General features: G+C 68.1%; 19 protein-coding genes, 1 tRNA gene and 2 pseudogenes. 11 read left to right on the top strand and 11 right to left on the bottom strand.

Annotated elements, in window-relative coordinates; all coding sequences use genetic code 11:
- Positions 1–94: 94 nt before the first annotated feature.
- The 4 genes and pseudogenes from QE410_RS02155 to QE410_RS02170 all read right to left on the bottom strand — a co-directional run bounded on the left by QE410_RS02155 (position 95) and on the right by QE410_RS02170 (position 4,795).
- Positions 95–247: a hypothetical protein gene (locus QE410_RS02155; protein ID WP_307327271.1), complete on the bottom strand. Its 153-nt coding sequence runs from the start codon at positions 245–247 to the stop codon at positions 95–97.
- Positions 175–759: pseudogene (locus tag QE410_RS17070) on the bottom strand (replication-relaxation family protein); the annotation flags it as partial. The gene QE410_RS02155 and the pseudogene QE410_RS17070, both read right to left, overlap by 73 nt.
- A gap of 466 nt (positions 760–1,225) precedes the next feature.
- Positions 1,226–3,817 (bottom strand): hypothetical protein, encoded by a 2,592-nt coding sequence (locus QE410_RS02165; RefSeq protein WP_307327274.1) that lies wholly within the window; start codon positions 3,815–3,817, stop codon positions 1,226–1,228.
- 39 nt (positions 3,818–3,856) lie between these two features.
- The gene (locus QE410_RS02170) at positions 3,857–4,795 is read right to left on the bottom strand and encodes a hypothetical protein (protein ID WP_307327277.1); all 939 of its coding nucleotides are present in this window, start codon (positions 4,793–4,795) and stop codon (positions 3,857–3,859) included.
- Positions 4,796–5,023: 228 nt separating this feature from the next.
- On the opposite strand from QE410_RS02170, the gene QE410_RS02175 reads away from it, so the two are divergent.
- A complete protein-coding gene (locus QE410_RS02175) occupies positions 5,024–5,911 on the top strand; it encodes a hypothetical protein (protein WP_307327279.1) in 888 nt (295 codons plus the stop codon).
- A 26-nt stretch (positions 5,912–5,937) separates the two neighbouring features.
- Here the strand turns inward: QE410_RS02175 and QE410_RS02180 are convergent.
- Positions 5,938–6,832, bottom strand: a protein-coding gene (locus QE410_RS02180; RefSeq protein WP_307327282.1) for an IS5 family transposase whose coding sequence is annotated in 2 segments (ribosomal slippage) — positions 5,938–6,480 and positions 6,482–6,832 — 894 coding nt in all. Because the reading frame shifts where the segments join, the coding sequence is not laid out codon by codon here.
- Positions 6,833–7,179: 347 nt separating this feature from the next.
- Here QE410_RS02180 and QE410_RS02185 point away from each other — a divergent pair.
- From QE410_RS02185 to QE410_RS02200, 4 genes are all read left to right on the top strand, one after another.
- The gene (locus tag QE410_RS02185; protein ID WP_307327284.1) at positions 7,180–7,461 is read left to right on the top strand and encodes a type II toxin-antitoxin system Phd/YefM family antitoxin; all 282 of its coding nucleotides are present in this window, start codon (positions 7,180–7,182) and stop codon (positions 7,459–7,461) included.
- Complete coding sequence (locus tag QE410_RS02190) at positions 7,458–7,733, top strand: type II toxin-antitoxin system RelE/ParE family toxin (RefSeq protein ID WP_307327286.1); 276 nt, start codon at positions 7,458–7,460, stop codon at positions 7,731–7,733. The genes QE410_RS02185 and QE410_RS02190 overlap by 4 nt, the downstream gene beginning before the upstream one ends.
- Before the next feature lie 308 nt (positions 7,734–8,041).
- Positions 8,042–9,331, top strand: a complete 1,290-nt coding sequence (locus QE410_RS02195; protein WP_307327288.1) for an LCP family protein — start codon at positions 8,042–8,044, stop codon at positions 9,329–9,331.
- Between the two features lie 101 nt (positions 9,332–9,432).
- Positions 9,433–9,521 (top strand) — tRNA-Ser (locus QE410_RS02200).
- Positions 9,522–9,566: 45 nt separating this feature from the next.
- On the opposite strand, the gene QE410_RS02205 is transcribed toward QE410_RS02200, so the two are convergent.
- Entirely contained in the window at positions 9,567–9,953 is a 387-nt protein-coding gene (locus QE410_RS02205) for a DUF2510 domain-containing protein (RefSeq protein ID WP_307327290.1), read from the bottom strand.
- Between the two features lie 253 nt (positions 9,954–10,206).
- On the opposite strand from QE410_RS02205, the gene QE410_RS02210 reads away from it, so the two are divergent.
- A complete protein-coding gene (locus QE410_RS02210) occupies positions 10,207–11,094 on the top strand; it encodes a DUF808 domain-containing protein (protein WP_307327291.1) in 888 nt (295 codons plus the stop codon).
- A 14-nt stretch (positions 11,095–11,108) separates the two neighbouring features.
- Here QE410_RS02210 and QE410_RS02215 read toward each other — a convergent pair whose 3' ends face one another.
- Entirely contained in the window at positions 11,109–11,669 is a 561-nt protein-coding gene (locus QE410_RS02215; RefSeq protein WP_307327293.1) for a flavin reductase family protein, read from the bottom strand.
- A 233-nt stretch (positions 11,670–11,902) separates the two neighbouring features.
- Here QE410_RS02215 and QE410_RS02220 point away from each other — a divergent pair, with 233 nt between their 5' ends.
- Genes QE410_RS02220 through QE410_RS02230 form a run of 3 tightly spaced genes read left to right on the top strand, consistent with a single transcriptional unit; the run spans position 11,903 to position 15,072 of the window.
- A complete protein-coding gene (locus tag QE410_RS02220) occupies positions 11,903–12,955 on the top strand; it encodes a permease (RefSeq protein WP_307327295.1) in 1,053 nt (350 codons plus the stop codon).
- Positions 12,948–13,718, top strand: a complete 771-nt coding sequence (locus tag QE410_RS02225) for a TIGR03943 family protein (RefSeq protein WP_307327297.1) — start codon at positions 12,948–12,950, stop codon at positions 13,716–13,718. The genes QE410_RS02220 and QE410_RS02225 overlap by 8 nt, the downstream gene beginning before the upstream one ends.
- A complete protein-coding gene (locus QE410_RS02230) occupies positions 13,699–15,072 on the top strand; it encodes a hypothetical protein (RefSeq protein WP_307327299.1) in 1,374 nt (457 codons plus the stop codon). Before QE410_RS02225 ends, QE410_RS02230 begins: the two co-directional genes overlap by 20 nt.
- 108 nt (positions 15,073–15,180) lie before the next feature.
- On the opposite strand, the gene QE410_RS02235 is transcribed toward QE410_RS02230, so the two are convergent.
- Both QE410_RS02235 and QE410_RS02240 read right to left on the bottom strand, forming a co-directional pair.
- The gene (locus tag QE410_RS02235) at positions 15,181–16,407 is read right to left on the bottom strand and encodes an acyltransferase (protein ID WP_307327302.1); all 1,227 of its coding nucleotides are present in this window, start codon (positions 16,405–16,407) and stop codon (positions 15,181–15,183) included.
- A 159-nt stretch (positions 16,408–16,566) separates the two neighbouring features.
- The gene (locus QE410_RS02240; protein WP_307327305.1) at positions 16,567–18,093 is read right to left on the bottom strand and encodes a CitMHS family transporter; all 1,527 of its coding nucleotides are present in this window, start codon (positions 18,091–18,093) and stop codon (positions 16,567–16,569) included.
- Positions 18,094–18,273: 180 nt separating this feature from the next.
- On the opposite strand from QE410_RS02240, the gene QE410_RS02245 reads away from it, so the two are divergent.
- Together QE410_RS02245 and QE410_RS02250 are read left to right on the top strand one after the other, a co-directional pair.
- The gene (locus QE410_RS02245; protein ID WP_307327308.1) at positions 18,274–19,923 is read left to right on the top strand and encodes a sensor histidine kinase; all 1,650 of its coding nucleotides are present in this window, start codon (positions 18,274–18,276) and stop codon (positions 19,921–19,923) included.
- A pseudogene (locus QE410_RS02250) lies at positions 19,920–20,571 on the top strand (response regulator). The gene QE410_RS02245 and the pseudogene QE410_RS02250 overlap by 4 nt, the downstream one beginning before the upstream one ends.
- A 273-nt stretch (positions 20,572–20,844) precedes the next feature.
- On the opposite strand, the gene QE410_RS02255 reads toward QE410_RS02250, so the two are convergent.
- Positions 20,845–22,128, bottom strand: coding sequence for an alpha-amylase family glycosyl hydrolase (locus tag QE410_RS02255; protein WP_307327314.1), 1,284 nt, complete (start codon positions 22,126–22,128; stop codon positions 20,845–20,847).
- Between the two features lie 151 nt (positions 22,129–22,279).
- Positions 22,280–23,509, bottom strand: a complete 1,230-nt coding sequence (locus tag QE410_RS02260) for an ROK family protein (protein WP_307334306.1) — start codon at positions 23,507–23,509, stop codon at positions 22,280–22,282.
- Positions 23,510–23,531 lie beyond the last annotated feature (22 nt).

Consider the following 23,531-nt stretch of genomic DNA (forward strand, 5'->3'; position numbering starts at 1 on the left):
TACGGCGGGCTGGTCAGCACCATGTCGACGGACTCGGGGTGGGAGCGTCCTCAACGTGGCGGCAGCGTCGCCGACCAGAAGCCGCGGATCGTCGCTAGACATGGTCCGCCTCGCTCTCTCCGGTGAGGGTCTTCACGAGGTTCTGGGGCGTCGAGAAGGCATGCAGGGCCATCGTCACCCGGGCCGTGTGCCCCAACTGCTTCTGGATGCGGCTGAGCCGCGTCTCACTCGACGCGATCCAGACCACCCGTGGGAAGCCGCCCGAGCGCCTCTCTTCGATACCGGTTCGCCAGTACGCCTAGTAGACGCCGGCCTTCTTGACGATGTTTTGAGCGATTCGGTCGAGCGGTCGAACTCCCCGAAGATCAGCGACTCGTAGTCCGCGTGCGCTGCCACGACCGCGAAGAAGTCTGGCTTCAAGGTGATGAGATGCCCGCCGATCCCAGGGAACGGACGCCAGCAGCGCGGTTCAGTAGTGAAGTCGATGAGGCGCAGCGTTCCGGCGCGCTCCGCTTTGATGAGGTCGAGGTGGATATCCGCGATCCCTAGTTCGTGCTGAAGGAACGCCGTCGACGGGACGCGCACGCGTCGGTCTGGCTCGCCGCTCGAGGCCAGGCGCTCGCCTACGGGGGTCAGGTGCCAGATGTGCTGGGACGATCCGCCGCTGACGCCACCCAGGCTTCGTGGCAGCGCGGTGATGATGCCGTAGCTCCTGAGCTTGGCGAGGACACGGCGGGCACTCCGAGCACCGCTCAGCGTCGTCGCGTGGTCGGCGAAATGCCACCGTTCGAGGTGTCGGGTGTTGAGGAATCGGTGCTGCTTCCGGCCTACTCCGAGTGACGCTACGCAACCTGAACCGGGTCCATGCCGTCATTTCAAGCGGCAACGACCAGTTTTACCTGCTCGACTTTCGCGGCTCGCTCTAGGCGGCTCAGCCTTGGACTCCGGGTCTCCGTATTTGCTTGCGTGCCTCAGCTGCCCCGTTCAAATGACGCAGTGTCGCGACCACTAATTGCTATAGATGGCGGCCTATCACTCTGTGAAAGAAGTTGCCACCTCGATATCCACGTCGCATTGCAGTGCTAGCACGCCGTGGGCGGTTACCGATGTTCCGAGTTCGGATTCCACCCCTAGCACCGATCCGAGCAGATGTGCGGCGATCGTCTCGTCCTCGGCGACCTGAGTTGAATCTTCTAGCTCCTCAACTAGACGCGCGCGAATAGTATCAAGGTGCTTGGCAACTACGTCCGTCGCGACGTTGTCGAACGCCTGCAATTCGAGAACCGCCTGGTCGAGTTCGAGTTGGAAGCGGGCGCGCAGCTCCGCAACGTCGTGGGCGATGTGGTAACGCCGCATCACTTCGAGCCCAGAAAGTACGGTAGCCGCGTGGATTCCTGCTTTGTATGCATCGGATCGAGGGGTCGTCCAGGCCGGCGGCACCAGTCCTGTCCAATCGTCGAGAGCAGTCTCGCTCGAATGTGCGGTACGGATGATCGTGCATGCGAGGCGGTTCACTCGGCATCCCCCAATCTCCGGGGAAAACGATTAAGGAGGGTCGGTACCCATACGAACCCGAGTCTGGGGTCAGCTTGTGCAGCACCTCCGGCGAGTGCTTGAACCATTCGAGCAGATCAGGAACCTTGATTCCGACGGCGCGCTGCTGCGGAGGCCAGCCTTCGTAAACACGATCTGTGGCGCGCTCGTATGAGGTCGCCTCAAGCCCTAGTTTGCGCAAGGCAGACAGTTGCAGGTCGCGCTGGCGCTGAGCGCTTCGAGAAGCATTTCGTCGGGCAAGGGTGGCAGCGCGAGCGAGAGCTAGATTGGACTCACCCGAACGGGCCGCTCGGCGTATATCACTGCCGCTTGTCTCGCTCACAGCAATCGTTTCCAGGACGGCGGAAAGATCCTCGAGACGTCCGACAATCCGGTCAATTGCATCGGACGGGTCTTCAGCAATCAGGTCCCACGGTTCTCGTTTGCATTTGATCGCAGCCTCCACCAAGTTTTCACTCAGATACATCGCCAACGCTCGGTGACCTGTGGGATCGACCAGTCTTCTGGGAAGATCGAGCGCAATCCCGCTCAAGACACTATGCAAGTCATCAGATGGGGGTGCCGACGTCCCATCTAACGGCGAATCGACAACCGGAACCAATCGATTAGCCATCTCCGCGAGCGACGCCGCGTCTTTCTGTAATGCGGCAACCACGCTGGAGCGAGTTTCACCACGTAGCCAGATCAATGTCGTGCGGTCCAGAACAGCATCCGCGAGTCTTAGCCCCACTTCCCCGACGGAAACGCGCTCAGTCCGCGTCAACTGATGCAGCCGTGCGGCCGCGAGGTTAGCGGTTTGCCTGTTTGAAGCGACGGAGGACCTCGCGTGGAGCGATCTGCGTTGGAGCTTAGATATTCCCAGTTGCATATCGCCGATGCGATAGTCATTTCCGCCGGGGAGCTTCGTTGATATGTCTGCGCTATCTACACTCGGTATGCATGCGACGCCGAGACGAGCAAGTTCCTTCGCATTTCGATCAGCGTCACCTTGAACCGCGTCCGAAACGTGGATGATGGAACCATGCAGTATTTTTCCATCTTGGGAATCGACGATGAATAGCGAATGGGCGCCCACGAACCGCTCGGTCAGTCGATCCAGGATCCGGTCTGCGCCGCCGGCCAATCTTGTGACTCCTTCAGCGACACCTGGAGTAAGCATCCGCGCCGCCATTGTCAACTCGGCTAGCTCCTCCAGCGGCGGTTCCTGAGAGAAACTAGCAGGTCGGCGTCCGTTGTCCAGATGCGTGCCGAAATTGACGTCCATGTCCTTGAGGAGTTCCGGATCTGCTCCGTGGATCGCGCTGAATAGGCTTTCGAGGTCCGATAGTCGGTCAAGCGAAAAGACGGCGTCCATTATACGACTGACTCCGATATTTCTGATGACTGTTGCGAGGCTCGGGAACGGCTCCTTGGCGACCTCACGCAGCTCACTGACGGCCTGGGCGACGTTCTGTGGAAAGGGCATGCCGCTCCAGTCGTCGTCCACGATCGCCAGTTGCAGCGTGAAAACACGAGATGGTGGAGGCACGTCATTCCGGTTGAGCACTTCAAGCCAATGCTCGGACCGGCCCTGCAGATCCGCGAGCTTGACTGCTTGCAAACCCGTGATTAACTCGCCAACTGGTGCCTGCGCCAACCGGTTCTGAAGCCTGTGTATTGCCGACGGAAGAGCCGCAGGCGCATCGCGAGCAATGCCTACAAGAAGAGTCGGCAGGAATTCCGCCGCAACCAGACTGACGAGCTTCTCAATTGTTTGGGCCACCGAAGGTGGGGGCGCCTCATGCAAGTATTTGGACAGTAGACGCGAGCGAAGTGGGTGCAATCCACGCACGGTTTCGCCGGACACTAGCACGAGGTGTTCCTCCGCCAGGAGAAGCAACGCACGGCGCAGTGCGCCTTCTGTTTGCAGCGCGGATTCAAGTTGGGGGATACTCAGAGCGGCTCCCCATTGCGAGACCGTGGAAACGAGGGCAAGCACCCGCAGTTCGGTTTCTCGACCTTGGCAGATGTGGTTCGTCACTTGGTCGCGAAGGACGGCTCCAAGACGACGTCCTCGTGTGAGCATGTAAGTATATTCGAGAGTCAGCCCATCCGCCGCGTCATACGCTTCCCGCCAGTGTGGGAGGCTGGTGAGCCGGTCGTTCTGGAGACTGAGATACAGCGCCTCCGCTATCTGCTCAGTAAGAGACACGCGAACGAGCGCACATCGCGCCGTGTCGCGGACGCCGATCAAGTCTTCATTTCTGACTGAGCCGAGCGTCATAACCCCGGTCAAGTGCGAAGTTGCGTCTACGAGTTCGTCTCACCCGAGCAACTGGCCTGTTCCCACCCCGTCGAGGACGAATCCGATTTGATTCCGGTCGTTGGTGGCGAAGGAAACTGCCAGGTCGACGATGCTCCGGATTGCTTCGGTATCTGTACGCCTCACCTCGTACCAAACGACATCACGTCGCGTATAGACAGCGGACCATACCGCCGTTGACTTGCCAACTCCGGACGGTCCGACGAACAGGACTGGCTTGCCCGCGCTCAGGGCCGTGACTGCATCGCCGACAGCGTCGGGCATTGGGGCGGGCAGCCCTGCGGCAATATGCTCGGGCCGCGCCGACGTACCTTCGTAATAGTCGTCGTGGGCTCCAAGGTCGACAAATCTGACCGGCACGCAAGTCCCGTCTGTGATCGCTCGTGATAGCGCATCTGCATCTAGCAACCGCAGTGCATTCTCTGCCCGGTGTCTGACCTCCGATCGGTCGATGCCGACAGCAAGTTCAGGGACGGTAACGGCTGCATTGGCGTCGGCGGCATTTGCGACATCGATTCGCAACGACCGCTCGACGAACTCGCAAGCAGCGCGGGCAGCGTTTAAGGAGTCTGCAAGGGCGGTAACCGCCTGATCGTGGGCGAGCTGCCAGTCGAGAGTGAGGATGGTCGAGGTCGTCAAGAGTTCGGCGAGATCGGGGCCAACCTTCTCTGCGATGACGGATCTCAGCGGATGCGAGGCGTCGAGGTCGCTGAGAGTGCGGTTGAGATCATCGAAGACTTCGCCCGCCACCGGTCGTTCTACCACCAGGACCAGCCGACCAGTCACGAACCCTCGTGCCCGGTGCTTCTCCCACATCTCGACCAGATGGTCCCCGGTCTCTGACAACGTGAACGATCCCCGTCGCTCTTGTCGGCTCTTCACCTGAACAAAAAGAGGCACATCACCGTCGACTTGAAGATTTTCGTAGCCTTCGGGCACTACGCGGTGGGCTCCATCGGATCCGCCCAGTAGCCGAGCACAAAACCATGCCCCCACAGCATCCTGGAAATGAAATCCGCGGCCGGCGATCGCGCCTGCACGACTCCAGACATTCAAGTCAGCCTCGTCTCTCGGCGCAGTGGGCTCCCGGTGGGCACTCCCACCTGGTCTTGTCTAGTTGCTCCTCGAACTCTTCGGATGTCTCAGCGTTGTCACTAGCCTCGCATCATGTCCGACTCGTTCGCCGCGTCCCCCATCCGCAACCTACACGAGGACGTGCTGTCCACTCTTGAGGCGTTCGATGCTTTTGCGGCACCCGTCGCTGGTGCGGTCCTGTATTCGTCCAGGTGGCGAGCAACCAGCCTGCCGCGAAACCTCCGGGCTGCATCGGCGGCGAGTGCCCTCGGGCTCTCAAGCTTGGACGACGCGCGCCGTCGTTACACGCACAACGATGAGGAGGACGAGCCGACTGCGACCGATCGTTATCTACAGGCTTACTTCGCGGCACGAAGGCACATGAAAGAGACGCTCAGCGACTTGGGTAATTTTGAAGAGGGTGACAACTACGGCGCCTTCGTGGCTGCGGTAGCACTACAGCGCCTGGACTCGGGGTTCCGCGCCGCGCACATTCTCTACCGGCTTGGGTTGAACATCGAAGGTGACACGATCTCCCGACAAATCCTCGAACAGATTGCCTGGGCACTCGAAGCGTCGAGGCTCGGTACTCCTGAGGAAATTGAGAAGGTCAGTGCGTCGTACTCCATCTCCGCACTGAAGAAGTTAATTCCGGGTATCGGTCCCCTCTATGGAGCGTTGAGCGAAATCGCCCACGCGGGGTTGGAGCAGCATCGTGAACATGTTGAGTTGGATCCCGACGATCGAGGCCGCATCGTAGTCGCCCGCGGTCGGCTGGCCACCTCGGCGCTTATCCTCCTCCGGTTGGCAGACGCCTGGGTTGCCGTCTGCGAATACACACAGCGGGACATCGTGGGAACCTTTCGTGCTCTCGCCTCCCGCGATGACCTGCGACTACTGCAAGATCGTCCCTTCCTTGCCGAATCGCAGCGGCTTGTCCAGCAAATTGAGAATCTGGAGACCGAGGCCCGCGCGAGCTAGCGGTTGGCGACCGCGTCGTCTTGGAGCTAGGGCGTGTCTCCTAAATGGCGGGTCCAGGCGATGACGGCGTTGAGGACGGCTGCTGAGCGGTAGACGGTGGCGAGTTTGTCGTAGCGGGTGGCGAGGCCTCGCCATTGTTTGAGGGTGGCGAAGCGGCGTTCGATGACGTTGCGGTTTCGGTAGTCGTCGCGGTCGTAGGTGATGGGTCGTCCGCCGTGTGAGCCGCGTCGGACGCGGTGGCCGATCTGATCCGATGGCTGCGGGATGACGGCCTGGATGCTGCGGTCACGCAGGTGCTGTCGGATTGCCCGGGACGAGTACGCCTTGTCGCCTCGGAGCCGGTCGGGTCGGGTGCGGGGGCGACCGATCGGGCGGGCGACGCGCAGCTGCTGCAGCAACGGGATCAGCATGGGCGAGTCCCCGGACTGGCCCGGCGTGACCGCGATCACCAGTGGCAGGCCGCGACCGTCGACCAGGTGGTGGAGCTTGGTGGAGAGTCCGCCTCGGGAGCGGCCGAACCCGTGATCAGGCGGCTCGATCAGCGGATTGTTGTAGTTCGACGAAGCCCCCCGTGACCCGGGTGATGTTCGTCGCGTGCTGATGGGCGCGAGCGATCGTGGAGTCCACCGACACGGACCAATCGAGCTTGCCGGTCGCGTCGGCGCGAGCCAGCAGCGCCGCGTGGACACGATCCCAGGTTCCATCGCCGGCCATCCGACGGTGCCACTTCCACACCGTCTGCCACGGGCCGAACACCTCCGGCAGATCCCGCCACGCGATCCCTGTCCGATAGCGATACGCGATCGCCTCGACCATCGTTCGCGCGTCCGAGAAGGGGCGGCCCTTACGGCCGGTCGGACCGGGCAAGAACCCGCTGATCAGATCCCACTGAGTATCCGAAAGCAACTGGAACCGCGACACGTCTCTAGCATCACCGACTCACCCCACCCATTTGGGAGACACGCCCTAGAAGTCTCCTCGTTCGGGCGCATCGGGCTCAGACGGCTCGACGTCAGCGAACACGTGAGCTAATCCAGTCGAGTAGACGCTGCGTCTCCCACGAGGGGTTCGAAAGCCATCGCGCAGGTTCCGCAACGAGAAAAACGGGCCCCGCAGGGTCCGCTTTTCGCGTTATGACCGGCTGAGCGGGATGCGAACGCAGTTGGGCCCACGCCGCCGGAGGCTCCGCGTGCCGCGGAGCGGCGCGTGGAGGGGCGGTGGGGAGAATTCCTGGCCGCCCGCACGAGTGCAACGCTAGAATTCTGTACATGACGACGCTTTCTCTTGCCGACGCCCGCGCGAATCTGTCCAAACTCGTTGAGTCCGCGCTCACGACGCACGAGCGGTTCGACGTCACTCGCAACGGAGACCGTGTCGCCGTGCTCATGAGCGCTGACGACTACGACGCCCTGATCGAGACGGTCGACATCCTCAGTCGACCCGACGAGGTCGCCTCCCTCCGCCGGGGGCTGACCGATCTGGCCGCCGGCGACGTGTCGTCGGTCGACGATGTCCGCGCCGCGATGATCGCCCGCGGCCGTCTGTCGTGACGGGAGTCGCTTACGAGATCGTCTTCACCCGTACCGCTCGACGTGCGCTCGAGCGCGATCTGCCCGAGAAGATCGCCGCCGCGGCGTTCGCGTTCATCACGGGCGCGCTCCGTGAGAACCCCCGGCGCGTGGGCAAGCCTCTTCGTGAACCGCTCGCGCCTCTCTATTCCGCTCGGCGGGGGGAGTATCGGGTGCTGTATCGCATCATCGATCAGCGGTTGGTGATCGAGGTCGTCTCCGTGACGCACCGACGGGACGCATACCGCCTGTGACTTGTGCTCAGTCGCGGTTGCCGCGGGCGGCGGCGATCCCCACGACACACGTCACGACGAAAAGAGTGATGAGGCCCGCGAACATCACGGGTACTTCGAACGCTTCCGGCATCGAGCCTCCCTCCGACGATGACCCGTCGCCCTACGCCATGAGGGTGACGCCACGGCCGCCGCTGGGCGAACGGTCGATACGGACGCGCCGACCTTCACGCCATTCACAGCCGCCCGTCCCTAGTATTGCTGCGACCTCCGGCCCGCCGGGGTCGACGTGCTGCCGGGCCGGCGGCATCCGTCGCGAAAGGACCCGAGTGAGCAAGACGACAACACCGCGCGGTCAACGGACCGTCGCCCGCCATGGGCGGCTGTCGTCGCCGGGTCCCTTCGCCCAGCTCTTCCGCGGGCTCGCCATCGTGCTGGCCGTCGTGCTCGTCGCCGGCGGCACAGTCTTCGCTTACGCCGCCGTCGATCTCACCCGCAGCTTCACGGCGGATGCCGTCGAGCTGAAGGGCCAGCCCGCCGTACCGCCCGACCTCGGCGAACTCAAAGGCGGGGTGAATCTGCTGCTCATCGGCACCGACGAGTGCGAGGCCGATTTCGCCCAATTGTTCGGCGACCGCTGCTCGGGCGATGACGCCGAGGGCACACTGAACGACGTCAACATGTTGGTCCACATCTCCGACAACCCGCGCCGAGTGACGGTCATCTCGTTCCCGCGCGACCTGATGGTGCCGATCCCGTCGTGCACCGACGCGGACGGCAACGTCAACTCGGCGATGAGCAAGCAGCAGATCAACAGCGCCTACCTGTATGGCGGTCTGTCGTGTGTGGCATCCACCATCTCCGACCTGAGCGGTCTCGAGATCCCCTTCGCCGCCAAGGTCAGCTTCGGCGGTGTCATCAACATCACGGATGCCATCGGCGGTGTCGACGTGTGCATTGCGAACGGCATCAAAGACCCGTACACGGGCATCGACTGGCCCGCCGGTATGCGCCAGGTGAAGGGGCTCGACGCCCTGCAGTTCCTGCGCACCCGCCATGGCGTCGGCGACGGCGGCGACCTGGGCCGCATCTCGAACCAGCAGCAATACATGTCGCGTCTGGCCAACAAGCTCAAGAGCCAGGAAGTGCTTTCGAACCCCGCGACGCTGTACAAGCTCGCGTCTACCGCTCTGCGCAACGTCGACCCGTCGACCTCGCTCACCAACCCGCTCACCCTCGTGCAGATCGCCTCCGCGGTGAAAGACGTGCCCTTCGACGACATCGTCTTCATCCAGTACCCGACGTACACCGACCCGTCGGATCCGAACCGCGTGGTGCCCGACTACGAGGACGCCGACACGCTGTGGGCCGCGCTCGCCGCGAACCAGCCCCTCGAGCTCTCGGGCAACCTGAGCGACGGCGACGGAGTGGTGGTCGATGAGAACGCGACGCCCGCGCCCGTCGAGACGCCCGCCCCGAGCGACACGCCGACCCCGCAGGCCACCGATACTGCGGAGCCCACTCCGGCACCCACGTCGTCGGCGATCGCACTGCCCTCGGGAATCGCCGGGCAGACGGCAGCGCAGGCGACATGCTCGAACGGCAACGTTCGCAGGTGATGCTCGGCGAGGGCACCCGGCATCCTGATCGTGGTTCGGATGCCGGGCGGGGACCGGCTAGTATGGACCGGTGTGTTCGAGCCGCGAGGCGCCGATCACCTGGAGACGTCGCATAGTCAGGCCTAGTGCACCACCCTGCTAAGGTGGAGTCCCCGTAAGGGGACCGAGGGTTCAAATCCCTCCGTCTCCGCCGCAGAAAAGCCCCGGTTCGCCGGGGCTTTTCGCGTGTCGGCGGTCAGCCGTGACGCTCGAAGACGAGGGTTGCTTGAATGCGGTCGCCGCCGCCGAAGCCGGTGCTGCCCGAGGAGGCGGTGGTGATGGTGTGCAGGCGATACCCGAGTGCCGCCTGGCGGTTGATGGCCCTTTCCAGCTCGGTGAGGTTGCCGGAGCCGCTGCCGAAGAGCTTCTCCTTCAGCACGACCTGCAGCACGACGTAGTCGTAGCCGTTCTGCGCGGGACGCGGCTGGGCGCCGGCCACGGCATCCGCCTGTGCGCGGGCGACGATGCCGTCCACGCCGGGCTGGTCGGCCGGCTGCCGGAACTGGTCGGTCCACCGTTCGCCGTCCCACCACCGCATCCGGCCGGATCCGTCGTCATACCAACCCGCCTGGGCGCTCGTCATCCAGTCCTCCTGGTCTCGTGCCGCTCGCTCACGGGCCGGAGGGCGGTCTGCCGCTGATCATGACGCATGGCGACGTGGCACGAGGGTCGCCGCGCGGTGTCCACCGGGTCGTTTCACCCTCGACGGCAGCGGGCCGGTGTTGCCGCCCGATGTCGCGACCCGTCCCCCGCGGCGCTTCGGGCCGCGGCAGCCGATAGTGTCGTCCCGCGGTGCGTGTGTGCCGCGGCCCCTCACACCCCCGGGAGAAGCGCACATGTCGGTCGGACTCCTCGCCGTCGTCGATGACATCCTCAGCGCCGCCGTGAAGGCCAGCGCGAAGACGGCGGGTGTGGTCATCGACGATGCCGCCGTCACCCCGCAGTACGTGCAGGGACTCACCCCCGCGCGGGAGCTGCCGGTCGTGTGGAAGATCGCGCTGGGCAGCATCCTCAACAAGTACGTCGTGATCATCCCGATCGCGCTCCTGCTCACCGCCTTCGCGCCCTGGGTGCTGCCCTACCTGCTGATCATCGGCGGCGGTTTCCTGTGCTTCGAGGGGGCCGAGAAAGTTCTCGAATGGTTCGGCGTGCACCACGGCGCGCACGACGACGACGGGCCGCGCGACGAGAAGAAGCTCGTTCTCGGTGCCGTGCGCACCGACCTCATCCTCAGCACCGAGATCATGCTCATCGCCCTGTCGAGTCTCGACCCCGACTTCGGGATCTGGATGACGCTGGGCTCGCTGCTCGTGATCGGTCTGGCGATGACGGTGATCGTCTACGGCGCCGTGGCGCTGCTCGTGAAGCTGGATGACATGGGCCTGCGCCTCATGAAGAGCCCATCGCGCGGCATCCGGCGCTTCGGCGTGCGGATCGTGGCATCGATGCCCGCCGTCTTCCGTGTCATCAGCATCGTGGGGACCGTCGCGATGCTGTGGGTCGGCGGTCACCTCGTGGTACAGAACCTCGCCGAGACGCTCTGGTCGGGTCCGTACGACCTCGTCCACGTCGTCACCCACGCGATCGAGGCGGCGGGACCGGTCGTCGTCTGGATCGTCGACACGGCGATCTCGGCCGTGTTCGGTCTCGCGCTCGGCCTGATCATCGTCGGTGCGGTCATGGGTGTCTCGCGCCTGACCCGTCGCGGCGCGACCGCCCACTGACGCCGGCGCGACGCTCAGTCGAGCAGCGAGTGCTCGCCCAGGCGGTGCCAGCTGCGGTTGTAGTACACCAGGGCCGCGCCCGCCTCGCCGGGCTCGAGGTCGCGTTCGACGTCGACCTGCAGGGCCTGGGCGGCGATGACGGTGGAGCCACCGGCATCCATTCGACTGACGATCTTGCACCGCAGCCACGCCCGCACCCCGTGATAGACCGGCTCACCGGTGGCAAGACGCGACCAGGCCGACGTGTCGGCGAAGCGGTCGAGGCCGCTGGTCGCGCCGGCGCGGGCCAGTGCGATGTCTTCGGCGTCGAGCAGGTGCACGACGATGGTGTCGGCGGCGATGATCGTCGGGGTCGCCGACGACAGCGCAGAGACCGAGAAGATCAGCAGCGGCGGGTCGGCGCTCACCGACGACACCGACGAGGCGGTGAGGGCGACGGGGCCCTTGTCGCCGTAGGCGGTGATGACCGCGATGCCCCCGGGGTGGCCGCGGAACGCGCGCTTGAAGTCGTCGGCCGACACCGACGAGCCGATGGCCGGGGTGCTCTCGGGGGTGCCGTGTGCAAGCGAACTCATACCTACGACGGTAGGCGCTGTCGGCGCGCGCGGGGCATTCCGGCGCAATACGACGAAACGCGTCCGGCGACGGATCAGGCGGCCGCTTCGCGACGCGAGGGCCACGCGTGCCGTCGGTCAGGCCGATTCATGGCACGCTAGTCAGCGCCGATGCCGCGGCCCGTCGGGGTCGCCGCTGCGGCATTCGACGAGCGATGCACCGCACCGGTGCGCGACGAAACGGAGACCCGACGATGGGCAGTCCGACGAAGGGCAGTCCGGCCACGCCTCGATCGAGGCCCGTCGCGGCGCCCCCGGCGGTGTCGACACCGCGCGTCGCGCGCGTGCTCGTGGTCGCGGCGGGTCTCGTGCTCGTCGCGGTGGTCACGCGTGGTCTCACCCTCGACGCCCCCAACGCCCTCCCCAGTGCCCTCTCCGACGGCATCACCCTCGCTGCCAGCGTGATCATCGAGTCGTTGCCCTTCGTCTTCCTGGGCGTGGTGATCTCGATCGCCGTGCAACTGTGGGTGCCGACCCGGGTGATGGATGCCATCGTCCCGCGTCGTGGCATCCCTCGGCGGGCGGTGCTGTCGTTGCTGGGCGTCGTGCTCCCGGTGTGCGAGTGCGGGAACGTCCCTCTCGCCCGCGGCCTGATGATGCGGGGCTTCTCGGTCGGCGATTCGGTGACGTTCCTGCTCGCCGCGCCGATCCTCAATCCCGTCACCCTCGTCACCACCTATCAGGCCTTCGGCTGGAGCGACGGCATCCTGATCTCGCGTCTCGTGGGCGGGTTCGTCATCGCCAACCTCGTCGGCTGGCTGGTGAGCCTGCACCCCGATCCGCAGCGCCTGCTCACCCCGGCGTGGGCGGCGGCGTGCGCCGCGGCGCCCGGACATCGCGAGCGCCCGACTCTGTCGCGCGCGGCGGGGATGTTCCGCGACGAGATGTCGGCCATGCTTCCGGCCCTCTTCGTCGGCGCGGCCATCGCGGGGCTCATCCAGGTCGCGATCTCGCGCGAGACCCTCACCGGGGTGGGCGGTCACCCGGTCGCGGGGATCCTGGCGCTCATGGCGCTGGCGTTCGTCATCGCGATCTGCTCGAACGTCGACGCCTTCTTCGCGCTCTCGCTGGCGTCGTCCTTCTCGCCGGGCGCCCTCGTCGCCTTCCTCGTCTTCGGGCCCATGATCGATGTGAAGATGCTCGCGATGCTCGGTACCACCTTCCGCGCCCGGGCCCTGGCCGCGATCACCGTGATCGTCGCCCTCGGCGCGCTCGCCCTCGGTCTGGCGGTGAACCTCGTTGTCTGACTTCCTGTCGCGCTGGACCGGGATGCTGTTGTGCGGGATCGGCGTCGTCGCCACCCTCGCGCTCGCCGCATCCGGCGATCTGACGCTCTACATCCACCCGCGCTATGTGGTGTTCACCGTCGTGCTGGTCGTGGTCGGCGCGGTGCTGCTGGGCCTGTCGGTGTGGTTCGCCGCGACCGGTCGACACCACGGGCACGACCACGACGGCGGGGACCACGACGGCGGGGACCACGCGCACGACCATGAGCCCCGCACCCGTCCGTCCGCGTGGAGTCGGGTTGGTCTGTTCGGCGGAGGCGTGATTGTGGTGGTCGCGGCTCTTGCCCTGCTCGTGGCGCCGCCCACGACTCTGAGCGCAGACCGCGCACTGAACAGCGTCGCGGCGACCGACGGCGGCGGCGACGTGCCCGCGCCCGTCCTCGTCGGCAGCGACCCGACGCGGTTCTCGGTGCGCGATTGGGCGACGATCCTCGGCAGCGGCTCCACGGCGACCGACCTGGTCGGTCAGCGCGCCGACGTGACCGGCATCCTCCTGCTCGACGATGGGGGCGCAGCGCGCATCGGTCGCTACGCCGTCACGTGCTGCACGGTCGACGCGCAACTGTTCGCGGTGCCGATCGACGACGCACAGCTGCGCTCGGACCTTGCGTCGGGAGCCTGGGTGCGCGTCACCGGATCGTTCGCCGACGTCGACGGCGTCACACGACTCGTCCCCGACGCGATCGAGGAGGTGTCGGAGCCCGATGATCCCTACCTCTCCTGAACGCACCGGCCGTTCACCGCGCCTCTTCCGTCTCGCGGCGGGCGCGGTCGTGGGCGTTCTCGTCGCCGCGAGCGCGGCGATGGCCGTCGCGGCGCTCGAACGGGGCCCGCAGGTGCGCGCCGTCACGGGCGACACGGCACTGACGGTCTCTCAGCAGGGGGTGACGGTGACCATGCGCACCGATCAGCCCCTCGACCCGTCGTCGGTCGACGGCATCCGCATCGAACCCGACGCTCCCGCGCAGATCGACGTGAAGGGGGCATCCGTGCGCGTGCGCTTCACCGAAACCCTCGCCTTCGCGACCGACTACCGCATCATCGTGCCCCGACTCGAAGGGCAGGCCACCGGCAGCACGAGCGCCACCGAAGTGGCGTTCACGACGCCGGCGCTCACCGTCACGACCCTCGAGCGCGGGGGGACGTTCGAGCGGACGGGTGGCGACGACGACCGGGTCGTGCGCCACGACCTGTCGAACGATACCGAGCAGGTGCTCATCTCGGCACCTCGCATCCAGGAATACGCCGACGACGGCGACGACGTGGTCGCGCTCACCATCGATGCAGCGGGGGCGTCGTCGCTCGTGCATGCTCGACCGGGGGAGGAGCCGCGCCCCATCCCCACTCCGGGCAGCGGCGACGTGCGTCTCCTGCGCGCTTCGAGCGACGCGGGTCACCTCGGCTACGTCTACACCGGTCCTTCGGCGGACGGTGCCGAAAGCTACCTGAGCGCCTTGTTCATGCTCGACACGACCGGCGACGGCTCGACGCCGCGCGTCGTCGTCGGGCTCGACGGAACGCCGCTGCAGACGGCGGCGTGGCAATTCGTCCCGGGAAGCGCCTACCTCGTCGCTCAGACGACGCAGGGCAGCCTCGTCCTCGTCGACTCCACCGGAGCGGCCCCGCCGCGGGTGCTGGGGGAGCTGGGCGACCTGCGGTCCTTCCTCCCGGGCACCACCTCGGTCGTCGTCGGCTCGTTCTCCGGGCTGTCGATTCTGGATCTGACGACCGGGTCGCTACGTGAGATCGACGGGACGGCCGGCGGGGCGATCGGGTCGGGTGCGCTCGTCGTCTCGGCGGATGCCACGGTCACCTGGACCCCGACCGAGGTCACGCGTTCGACGGCCGGTGGTGGTGCGGCGACGGTGACGCGCGCGGCGACAGACGAGCGCATCGAGGAGGTGTGCGTCTCGCCGAGCGGACGCCATCTCGCGGTCGGCGTCGTCCCCGGCGGCGCGCAGATCGACGGGTACCCGGCCCGCGCCGACTGGCAGGGCCGCGCGACGGATGTCGTCGATGTGGTCTCGGGTGAAACGGTCGCCCGGGTGGTGGGCACTCGGCCCGATTGGTGCGCCTGAGCGCCACCGCTCCCGATGCGGCGCTCGTCGATCGCCGAGCTCCGTCTGCGTCGCGATGGAGGCCGGCGGCCTGCCAGCGGCCCGGCGTGGCAGGCAAGCCGGGCGGCCTCAGACGGTCTCGGCCCGCGCGGCGTCGTGCCGCGGCGCCTTCCGTGTCGCGAAGCGGCGGGCGACCCGCCGCGCGAGGTGGTGGCTGGGGCGTTCGACGAGACGGAAGAACACCTCCGCCAGCCCGAGTGCGACGACGATCACGATGGGTGAGAGCAGCAGGGGGTTGATCGACTCCGGAAGGAGCCGGCCGAATGCCACGATCATCGGCTCGTGCACGAGGTACAGGCTGAATGAGCGGGTGCCCAGCCAGCGCAGCGGGCGGACGCTGAGAAGGGCGCCGAGGCCCGGTGAAAGGATGACGAGGATGACGAGAAGCGCGGCGCCGAGCACCTGCAGCACCCGCGTGGCCGGTGCCACGAGGTCGAGCGCCCCCTCGCCGAGCGGAAGCGCGAACACCATCCAGTAGCTCGTGATCAGCACGACGGTGAGCACACCGAGCCACGCGAAGACGGGCGTCGGGTTGCGCAGCCGATCGCGCAGCGCCACCAGACGGTCCCACTCGAACGCGATGAGGCAGCCCAGCGCGAAGATGGGCAGCTGGAACAGGGCACCGAGCGCGTAGGGGCGCTCGATCGGTCCCTCGTACGCGCCGACGACGAGCAGCGCGAGCACGAACGCGACCTTCAGGGCGAGGCCGCGTCGCCACTTCGCCGCGAACAGGATGAACAGCGGCAGCAGAAGCGAGAAGATGATCTCCCACTTCAGCGACCACAGCACCGTGTTCGTCATCCCCGGCTGCGCGGGCACGATGAGGATCAGATCGCGCAGGATGCCCAGCGGCACCGGATCCATGTGGATCTGCAGGAAGCGGCTGCCCTCGACCAGGTCGGGAAGCGCGTAGATCCAGATGAGCGCCACGCCGATCGAGGCCCAGACCGGCAGGTAGAGCCGCACGAGACGGCTGGGGTAGTAGGCCCGCCAGTCCATCCGCGAGTGACGGGCGGGCAGGCACAGCACGAAACCACTGAGGACGAAGAACACGAAGACCGCGACCGACCCCTCCCACGGCAGATGAAGGGGAGTGTGGGTCAACCACCACATCGCATCGGCCGGCGTGGTGGTGGGGCGCGGATCCGCGAAGGGGGTGACGAAGTCGTCCGACAGCAGCAGGGAGTGCAGCAGCACGACGACCATCGCGGCGACGCCGCGGAGTCCGTCGAGTCCCTCGATGCGTTGCCCACCGGCGTTCGGTCTCTGCGCGCTCGTCGTGGCAGCAATGTGCATGTGGTCTTCCCCCCGGCTGTGGCCCCGGCGTCAGCATAGGGACTCGGCGTGTCATCCGTGTAAAGCAATCGCCCCGGCCGGGAAGCGTGCGTCACCGCTGCCGGAACGAGGCGGGACCCCGGATGCCGTGGCATCCGGGGTCCTCTGATCGCTTCCGATTCAGCCGAGCAGCGGTACCGCCCCCACGAGCACGCCGACGGCCAGCATGACGAGCGACACGACGGTCGCGCGCCATAGCACCTTCTTGTGATGGTCGCCGAGGTTGACGCCGGCGAGCGAGACGAGAAGCAGGATCGCGGGCACCAGCGGGCTCTGCAGGTGCACCGGCTGCCCGGTGATCGAGGCACGGGCCATCTCGACCGGGGCGATGCCGTAGTTCGCGGCGCTCTCGGCGAGCACGGGAAGGATGCCGAAGTAGAACGCGTCGTTCGACATGAAGAACGTGAACGGGATCGACAGCACACCGGTGATGACGGCGAGGAACGGACCCATCGACGACGGGATCACCTGGGTGATCCAGTCGGCCATCGCGGTCACCATGCCGGTGCCGTTCAGCACGCCGACCAGAACACCGGCCGCGAGCACCATCGACACGACGCCGACGATGCTGGGCGCGTGGGCGACGATCTCGTCGGCCTGCGAGCGCAGCTTGGGGAAGTTCACGACGAGGGCGACGGCGGCGCCGACCATGAAGACGAACGCGAGCGGGAACAGGTCCATCACCAGCAGCACCATGACGGCCACCGTCAAGGCCAGGTTGAACCAGATGAGCTTCGGACGCAGCGTCGCGCGGTTGGGGTCGAGCATGGTGTCGGCCATCGCGGTGTCGGCGGCCTCGACGAGCTGCGGGGCGGCCACGGCGTCGCGGCCGCCCCGGACGGTGACGATGTTGCCGGTGCGCAGCGAGGCGAGAGCGCCGGGCTTGTGCTCCGCGCCGCGGAAGATCTTCGGGGCACCCAGGCGGCCGAAGCCGCCGGGGCCGTCGATCTTGGCGGTGTCGATGGAGCCGGCGAGGCGCTTGCGCTCCGAGAGCCCCAGGAACCAGGCGAAGGCGAGGGCGACGACCAGGCCCGCCAGCAGCGACGGCAGCATCGGCACGAAGACGTCGGTGGGCTGCAGCCCGAGCGCGGTCGCGGCGCGGACGGTCGGGCCGCCCCACGGCACGATGTTGAGCGTGCCGTTCATCAGGCCCGCGACGCAGGTGAGCACGACGGGGCTCATGCCCAGGCGCAGGTAGAGCGGCAGCATCGCCGAGGTGGTGATGATGAAGGTCGTCGAGCCGTCACCGTCGAGCGACACCGCACCAGCGAGGATGGCCGTGCCGAGCACGATCTTGGCCGGGTCGTCGCCCAGGAAGCGGGTGATGACGCGGATGAGCGGGTCGAACAGGCCGACGTCGATCATGATGCCGAAGTACATGATCGCGAACAGCAGCAGGGCGGCGGTCGGCGCCATCTTGCCGATCGCGTCGATCACCATGTCGCCGAGGCCGAAGCCCGCGCCGGCGATGAGGCCGAAGACCGTCGGAACGACGATGAGGGCGACCATCGGGGTCATGCGCCGCGTCATGATGAGGGCCATGAACGACAGGACCATCAGGAAGCCGAGGGCCACGAGCACCCCGTCGGCGGGCGTGTAGGCCACCGGGTACTCGGCGGCTTCGGCCGCAAGGATCAGGGGGGTCATCGCGACTCCTTCGTCGGGACGGGCGCGTACCTCGCGCTCGATGCGGCGACACTACGGATGCCGGGCGCCCGGCCGCGCGCTTGCTCGCATTGCGCGGGGTTATGCGCGTACCGTGTGTTCTGCGCATTTCGCGCACCGTCCCCGGTAGCGCACCGGGCGACGGACGGGTCGGAGGTGGGCATGCGGTTCGCCACACGGATGCTCGTCGTCCAGGTCGCCACGCAGGTCGCGGTCGTCGCCGTGTGCACCGCCGTCTTCGCGTGGCTCGGCGTGCAGCAGTTGAAGGCCGAGGCCGACTCCTCGGCGCTGAACATCGCCCGCTCCGTCGCCGAATCGCCGCAGGTGCGAGATCTGGTGACGGCGTACTCCGCCGACCCCGGCACCCCGGACGCGGCCGACCTGCGCGACGACGTGCTCCAGCGGTACGCCGCCGACGTCACCGAGCGCACCGAGGGGCTGTTCGTCGTCATCACCGACGACCACGGCATCCGCCTCGCCCATCCCGATCCCGACCGCCTCGGCGAGGTCGTCAGCACGAGCTTCGCCGACGCGCTGGCCGGACGCGAGGTCGTCACGTGGGAGGTCGGCACGCTGGGGGAGTCGGCCCGGGCGAAGGTGCCGGTGTACCCGCCCGCCGGTGGCGCTCCCGTGGGTGAGGTCAGCGTCGGCTTCGAGCGGGCGAGCGTCTTCGACGACCTGCCGGCTCTGATCGCTGGCATCGCCGTGGCGGTGCTGCTGGCCGTCGCCATCGGGGCGCTCGTCGCGCTGCTCATGCGTCGCCGCCTCGAGCGGCTGACGCTCGGCGTACAGCCCGAGGAGCTCGCCGCCCTCGTGCAGACGCAGACCGCCGTGCTCGAGAGCGCCGACGAGGGCGTCCTCGCGCTCGACGACGCGCGGGTCGTGCGCGTGTGCACCGCCGCGGCCGAGAGGCTCCTCGGCATCACGGATGCCGTGGGCCGCCCCCTCGCCGACCTCGGACTCCCGCCGGCCGTGGTCGCCGCGCTCACCGGGGCCGGAGCGAGCAGGGGCCTGCCGATCGGCGATCGCGTCGTCTTCGTCGACGTGCGGCCGGTGCGTCGCGGCTCGCACGCGCTCGGCCGGGTCGCGGTGCTGCGCGACCGCACCGACGTGGCCGCCCTGTCGGGGCGCCTCGACAGCGTGCGCGCGATGGGCGACGCGCTGCGCGTGCAGCGGCACGAGAACGCCAACCGCCTGCACGCGGCGGTGGGGCTGCTCGACGCCGACCGCACCGACGAGGCCCGCGCGTTCCTCGCCGATCTCGTCGACCGCGGGTCCGTCGACTGGGCGGTGCCCGGCATCGACCTCGTGGGCGACGCGATGCTGCAGTCGTTCCTCGGGGCGAAGGCCCTCGCCGCCCGCGAGCGCGGGGTGACGTTGCGCGTCTCCGACGACACGTACCTCCGCGGCACGGTCGACGACGTCGAAGACGTGGTCGCGGTGCTCGGCAACCTCGTCGACAATGCGATCACCGCCACGGCATCCGGTTCCGAACCGCGCGAGGTCGATGTCGCCGTGCTGGGCGACGGCGATGCGGTGGTGCTGACCGTGTCCGACACGGGCGGCGGTATCGCCGACGTGGAGGCCGTGTTCGCCGGGCGCGAGCGTGGAGACGACCCGGCCGCGGTGCACGGCCTGGGCATCGGTCTGCCGCTCTCGCGCGAGTTCGCGCGGCGCCGCGGCGGCGACGTGTGGGTCGTCGACCCCGGCGGTGACGGGCGCGGTGCCGTGGTGGCGGCACGTCTGCCCGGGGTCCTCCGCCCGGGGGCCGTCTCGCCCGATCCCGGCCCGACAGGGGGACACTCCGCATGACCGACATCCGCGTCCTCGTCGTCGACGACGATTTCCGCGTCGCGGGCCTGCACCGCGACGCCGTCTCGTCACGCCCCGGTTTCGTCGCCCTCGAACCCGCGCGCACCGTGGGGGAGGCTCGTGCCGCCCTCGCGGCGCATCGACCTGACCTAGTGCTCGCCGACGTGTACCTTCCCGACGGCGACGGGGTGGAGCTCGTCCGCACGACCGGCGTCGACGCCTTCGTGCTGTCGGCGGCGACGGATGCCGAGACCGTCCGCCGCGCGTTCACCGCCGGCGCCCTCGCCTACCTGGTGAAGCCGTTCGACACCCGCGTGCTGGCGGAACGCCTCGACCGGTATGCCCGCTACCGCAACCTGCTGACCAGCAGTCGACCGCTCTCGCAGGACGACATCGACCGCGCGGCATCCATCATGCGCGGCGAGCGAGAGGGGCCGTCGCTCGCCCGATCGGCGACGGAGCAGACGGTGCTGGCCGCCCTCGGCGCTGACGAAGCCTCGGCGAGCGAGGTGGCTGAGCGCATCGGGGTGTCGCGTGCGACGGCGCAGCGTCACCTCACGGCCTTGGCCGAGCGCGGTCTGGTGCAGGTGAGCCTGCGGTACGGCTCGACCGGCCCGCCCCGAGCACCGCTTCCGCGCCGCCGCCTGAGGTCGGCAGACCCGGCCGCCGGCGTGTCCCACTTCGTGCCGTTTCGGCCTGCCGTTTTCGCACGTTTCGGGACATCCGCTTCGCGTAAGCAGGCCCGGCGGCCGGCGTGTCCCGCTTCGTGCCGTTTAGGCCGGCCGTTTTCGCACGTTTCGGGACATCCCCGCGTCGGCAGGCCCGGCGGCCGGCGTGTCCCGCTTCGTGCGATCCGCAGCCCGACCGGCACACGAAGGGGACACTCGACCGCGGGTGCACACGGAACAGGGATGCCGTCGCTCAGGCCTCCAACACCGCCCATCCACGAGGCCCCAGGCTGATGCGACCGGCGGCCAGCGACCCGGTGCCGGCGACGATTGCATGCCCATCGGCGACCGGCAGCGACACCGACTCGTCGCCGATGTTCAGCGCCACCACGACGGCATCGTCACCCACCGCCGTCCGCAGCGCGACCGCGGTGTTGGCGACCTCGATCACGTCGGTGTGCGCCCGCCAGAGCCACGGCTTGCGCCGCCGCAGCGCGATGAGGGCCTGATGCGCCTCGAGGATGCGGGCGTCCGGCGAAGCCTCGCCCGGCGTCGCGGGGAACTCCGGTCTCACCGCGTCGTCGCCGCCGAGGCGCTCCTCCTTCACGCCCGTCCAGCCGAACTCGTCGCCGGCGTAGACCGACGGGGTGCCGGTGACCGTGAAGAGCACCGCGAGGGCGTGCGGCACCAGCTCGGCTCCGATCGCCGACGCGATGCGGGTGACGTCGTGGTTGCCCACGAAGGTCTGCGGTGCGAACGTCGCGAGCAGCTCGTTGTGCCGCTCGATCGCGTGGCTCAGCTCGAAGAGGTTCCCGTCGGCGATCCCGTGCCAGATGCCCTGCCAGAGCTCGTACTGCGTGAGCGAGTCCATCGTCGACTCCTCGACGATCCGGGCGGCTTCGCCGTGGATCACCTCACCGACGAACCACGCCTCGGGGAAGCGTTCGCGCACGCGCGGCAGCACCTCGGCCCAGAACGACGAGGGCACCGCGTACGCGGCATCCAATCTCCACCCGTCGATCCCTCGATCGAGCCAGTGGCACATCACATCGACGACGAGGTCGACGACCGCGGGGGAGGAGTGGTCGAGGGCGACGAGCGCGTCATGCCCCTCGAAGACGTCGGCCTCGAAGCGTCCGTCGACCCAGCGGCCGCGGAAGAGGTTCGGGCCGTCCTCCGTCAGGCTCGTGAAGGCGGCGTGCCCACGCCCCACATGGTTGAAGACACCGTCGAGCAGGATCCGGATGCCGCGTTCCCGCGCTGCCGCGACGAGACGGTCGAAGTCGCCGTCGTCGCCCAGCCGCGGGTCGATGCGGAAGTGGTCGACGGTGTCGTAACCGTGCGTCTCGGATGCGAAGACGGGACCGAGGAGCAGGCCGTTCAGGCCCAGCTCGATCACGTGGTCGAGCCACGGCTCGAGGCGTTCGAGGCGGTGTTGCGGCGCAGCATCCGGGCGCGTGCGGTCGCGAATGGGTGCGCCGACGAATCCCAGCGGGTAGACGTGCCACCAGATGACGTGCTCGGGCCACGCGGGCATGCGTTCTCCTCCGCCCGGCGGCTTCGGAACCGGGCCCCTCGACGCTATTGGCGTCCGGGTCTGACGCGGCGGGGGTTGCGGCCGTCCCGCTCCGCCTGGAGGCATCCTCGTCGGCGAGGGTTGCGCGCCGTCGACTCAGAAGCCCTCGCGCTCATGCCCGCGCCCGGTCGTCCTCCGGCAGGGCGAAGACGTCGAGGTCGAGCGCGTGCGTCCGCGCGGCCTCCACCGCCGCGGCGACGGCCCCGATCGAGACGATGTCGGCGCCCAGGCTCGAGGCGACGATCTGCGGAGGCGGCAGGTGCAGCGACGGGGGGATGGCGTCGATCGCGGCCGCGATGATCGGTTCCGCCCCGGCGGCGATCGCTCCCGACACGATCACCCGCTCCACGTCGAAGAGGCTGCCGAAGATCGCCGCCACCCCGGCGAGCGCCGCGCCCACCTCGCGCGCGACGCCCAGGGCCCCCGCGTCTCCGGCGGCCGCGAGGTCGAGCACGGTCTTCGCCTCGAGCGTGTCGGGATCTACGGTGCGCAGGGCGCTGTCGGCGGGAAGCGCGCCGGATGCCAGCGCGGCTCGTGCCGCCTCGACACACCGCGGCGCGAGACCCCAGGCGCTGCCGACGCCTTCGACGCGGTCGAACGCGACGGTCTCGCCCGCGCCGCCGTGCGTGCCGCGCAGCAGGCGCCCGTCGACGCTGATGCCGGCGCCGAAGCGTTCTCCGGCCAGCAGTGCGACGAAGTCGGCGCACTCGACGGCGGCGCCGTGGGTGCGTTCGGCGACGGCGGCGAGGGTGGCGTCGTTCTCCACCCGCACCAGCGGTGCCCACGCGGCGAACGTGTCGACGAAGTCGGGGTTCATGCGGGCCCAGAACCCGTCGTGGTGCACGGGTGAGCGGCCGTGCCGGTCGACGGGAGCGGGGACGCCGACGCAGAGGGCGACGATCGCGTCGCGCGAGCGCCGCGCGCGGGTGAGCGCGGCGTCGACCGTCGCCTCTGCGGCTCGTCGGCGTCGCTCGGGCGAGTCGAGCTCGGGGTCGACGGTCAGGCGCGAGGCGCCGATGGTGCGCCCGCGCAGGTCGGCGACGGTCGCCGTGAGGTGCCCGCGGCCGGCGTCGACGCCGACCACCACCCCGGCGTCGGGTCGGAAGGCGAAGCGGCGCGCGGGGCGGCCCTTCGAGTACTCCCCGACCGCGCGGGCATTGGGCATCTCCGCGAGGAGCCCGCGCGCGGTGAGCTCGTCGACGACGTCGATGGCCGTCGAGCGGGTGAGTCCTACTGCCGCGATCACGTCGCTGGCGGTGAACGCCTCGGAGTCCCAGGCCGCCGCGAGCACCGCGTCGAGGTTGTGGCGGCGCAGCGAGGGCGTCGCCGTCATGGCATCCATCGGCACGCTTGACCCCTTTCGG

Origin of the sequence: Microbacterium sp. SORGH_AS_1204, assembly GCF_030818935.1 — a bacterium.
Classification (GTDB): Bacteria; Actinomycetota; Actinomycetes; order Actinomycetales; family Microbacteriaceae; genus Microbacterium.

Bases quoted from the DNA above. Each gene is read 5' to 3' on its own strand.
- QE410_RS02165 (WP_307327274.1), bottom strand. From the start codon at position 3,817: ATGACGCTCGGCTCAGTCAGAAATGAAGACTTGATCGGCGTCCGCGAC.
- QE410_RS02175 (WP_307327279.1), top strand. From the start codon at position 5,024: ATGTCCGACTCGTTCGCCGCGTCCCCCATCCGCAACCTACACGAGGAC.
- QE410_RS02185 (WP_307327284.1), top strand. From the start codon at position 7,180: ATGACGACGCTTTCTCTTGCCGACGCCCGCGCGAATCTGTCCAAACTC.
- QE410_RS02205 (WP_307327290.1), bottom strand. From the start codon at position 9,953: ATGACGAGCGCCCAGGCGGGTTGGTATGACGACGGATCCGGCCGGATG.
- QE410_RS02210 (WP_307327291.1), top strand. From the start codon at position 10,207: ATGTCGGTCGGACTCCTCGCCGTCGTCGATGACATCCTCAGCGCCGCC.
- QE410_RS02215 (WP_307327293.1), bottom strand. From the start codon at position 11,669: ATGAGTTCGCTTGCACACGGCACCCCCGAGAGCACCCCGGCCATCGGC.
- QE410_RS02220 (WP_307327295.1), top strand. From the start codon at position 11,903: ATGGGCAGTCCGACGAAGGGCAGTCCGGCCACGCCTCGATCGAGGCCC.
- QE410_RS02230 (WP_307327299.1), top strand. From the start codon at position 13,699: ATGATCCCTACCTCTCCTGAACGCACCGGCCGTTCACCGCGCCTCTTC.
- QE410_RS02235 (WP_307327302.1), bottom strand. From the start codon at position 16,407: ATGCACATTGCTGCCACGACGAGCGCGCAGAGACCGAACGCCGGTGGG.
- QE410_RS02240 (WP_307327305.1), bottom strand. From the start codon at position 18,093: ATGACCCCCCTGATCCTTGCGGCCGAAGCCGCCGAGTACCCGGTGGCC.
- QE410_RS02245 (WP_307327308.1), top strand. From the start codon at position 18,274: ATGCGGTTCGCCACACGGATGCTCGTCGTCCAGGTCGCCACGCAGGTC.
- QE410_RS02255 (WP_307327314.1), bottom strand. From the start codon at position 22,128: ATGCCCGCGTGGCCCGAGCACGTCATCTGGTGGCACGTCTACCCGCTG.
- QE410_RS02260 (WP_307334306.1), bottom strand. From the start codon at position 23,509: ATGGATGCCATGACGGCGACGCCCTCGCTGCGCCGCCACAACCTCGAC.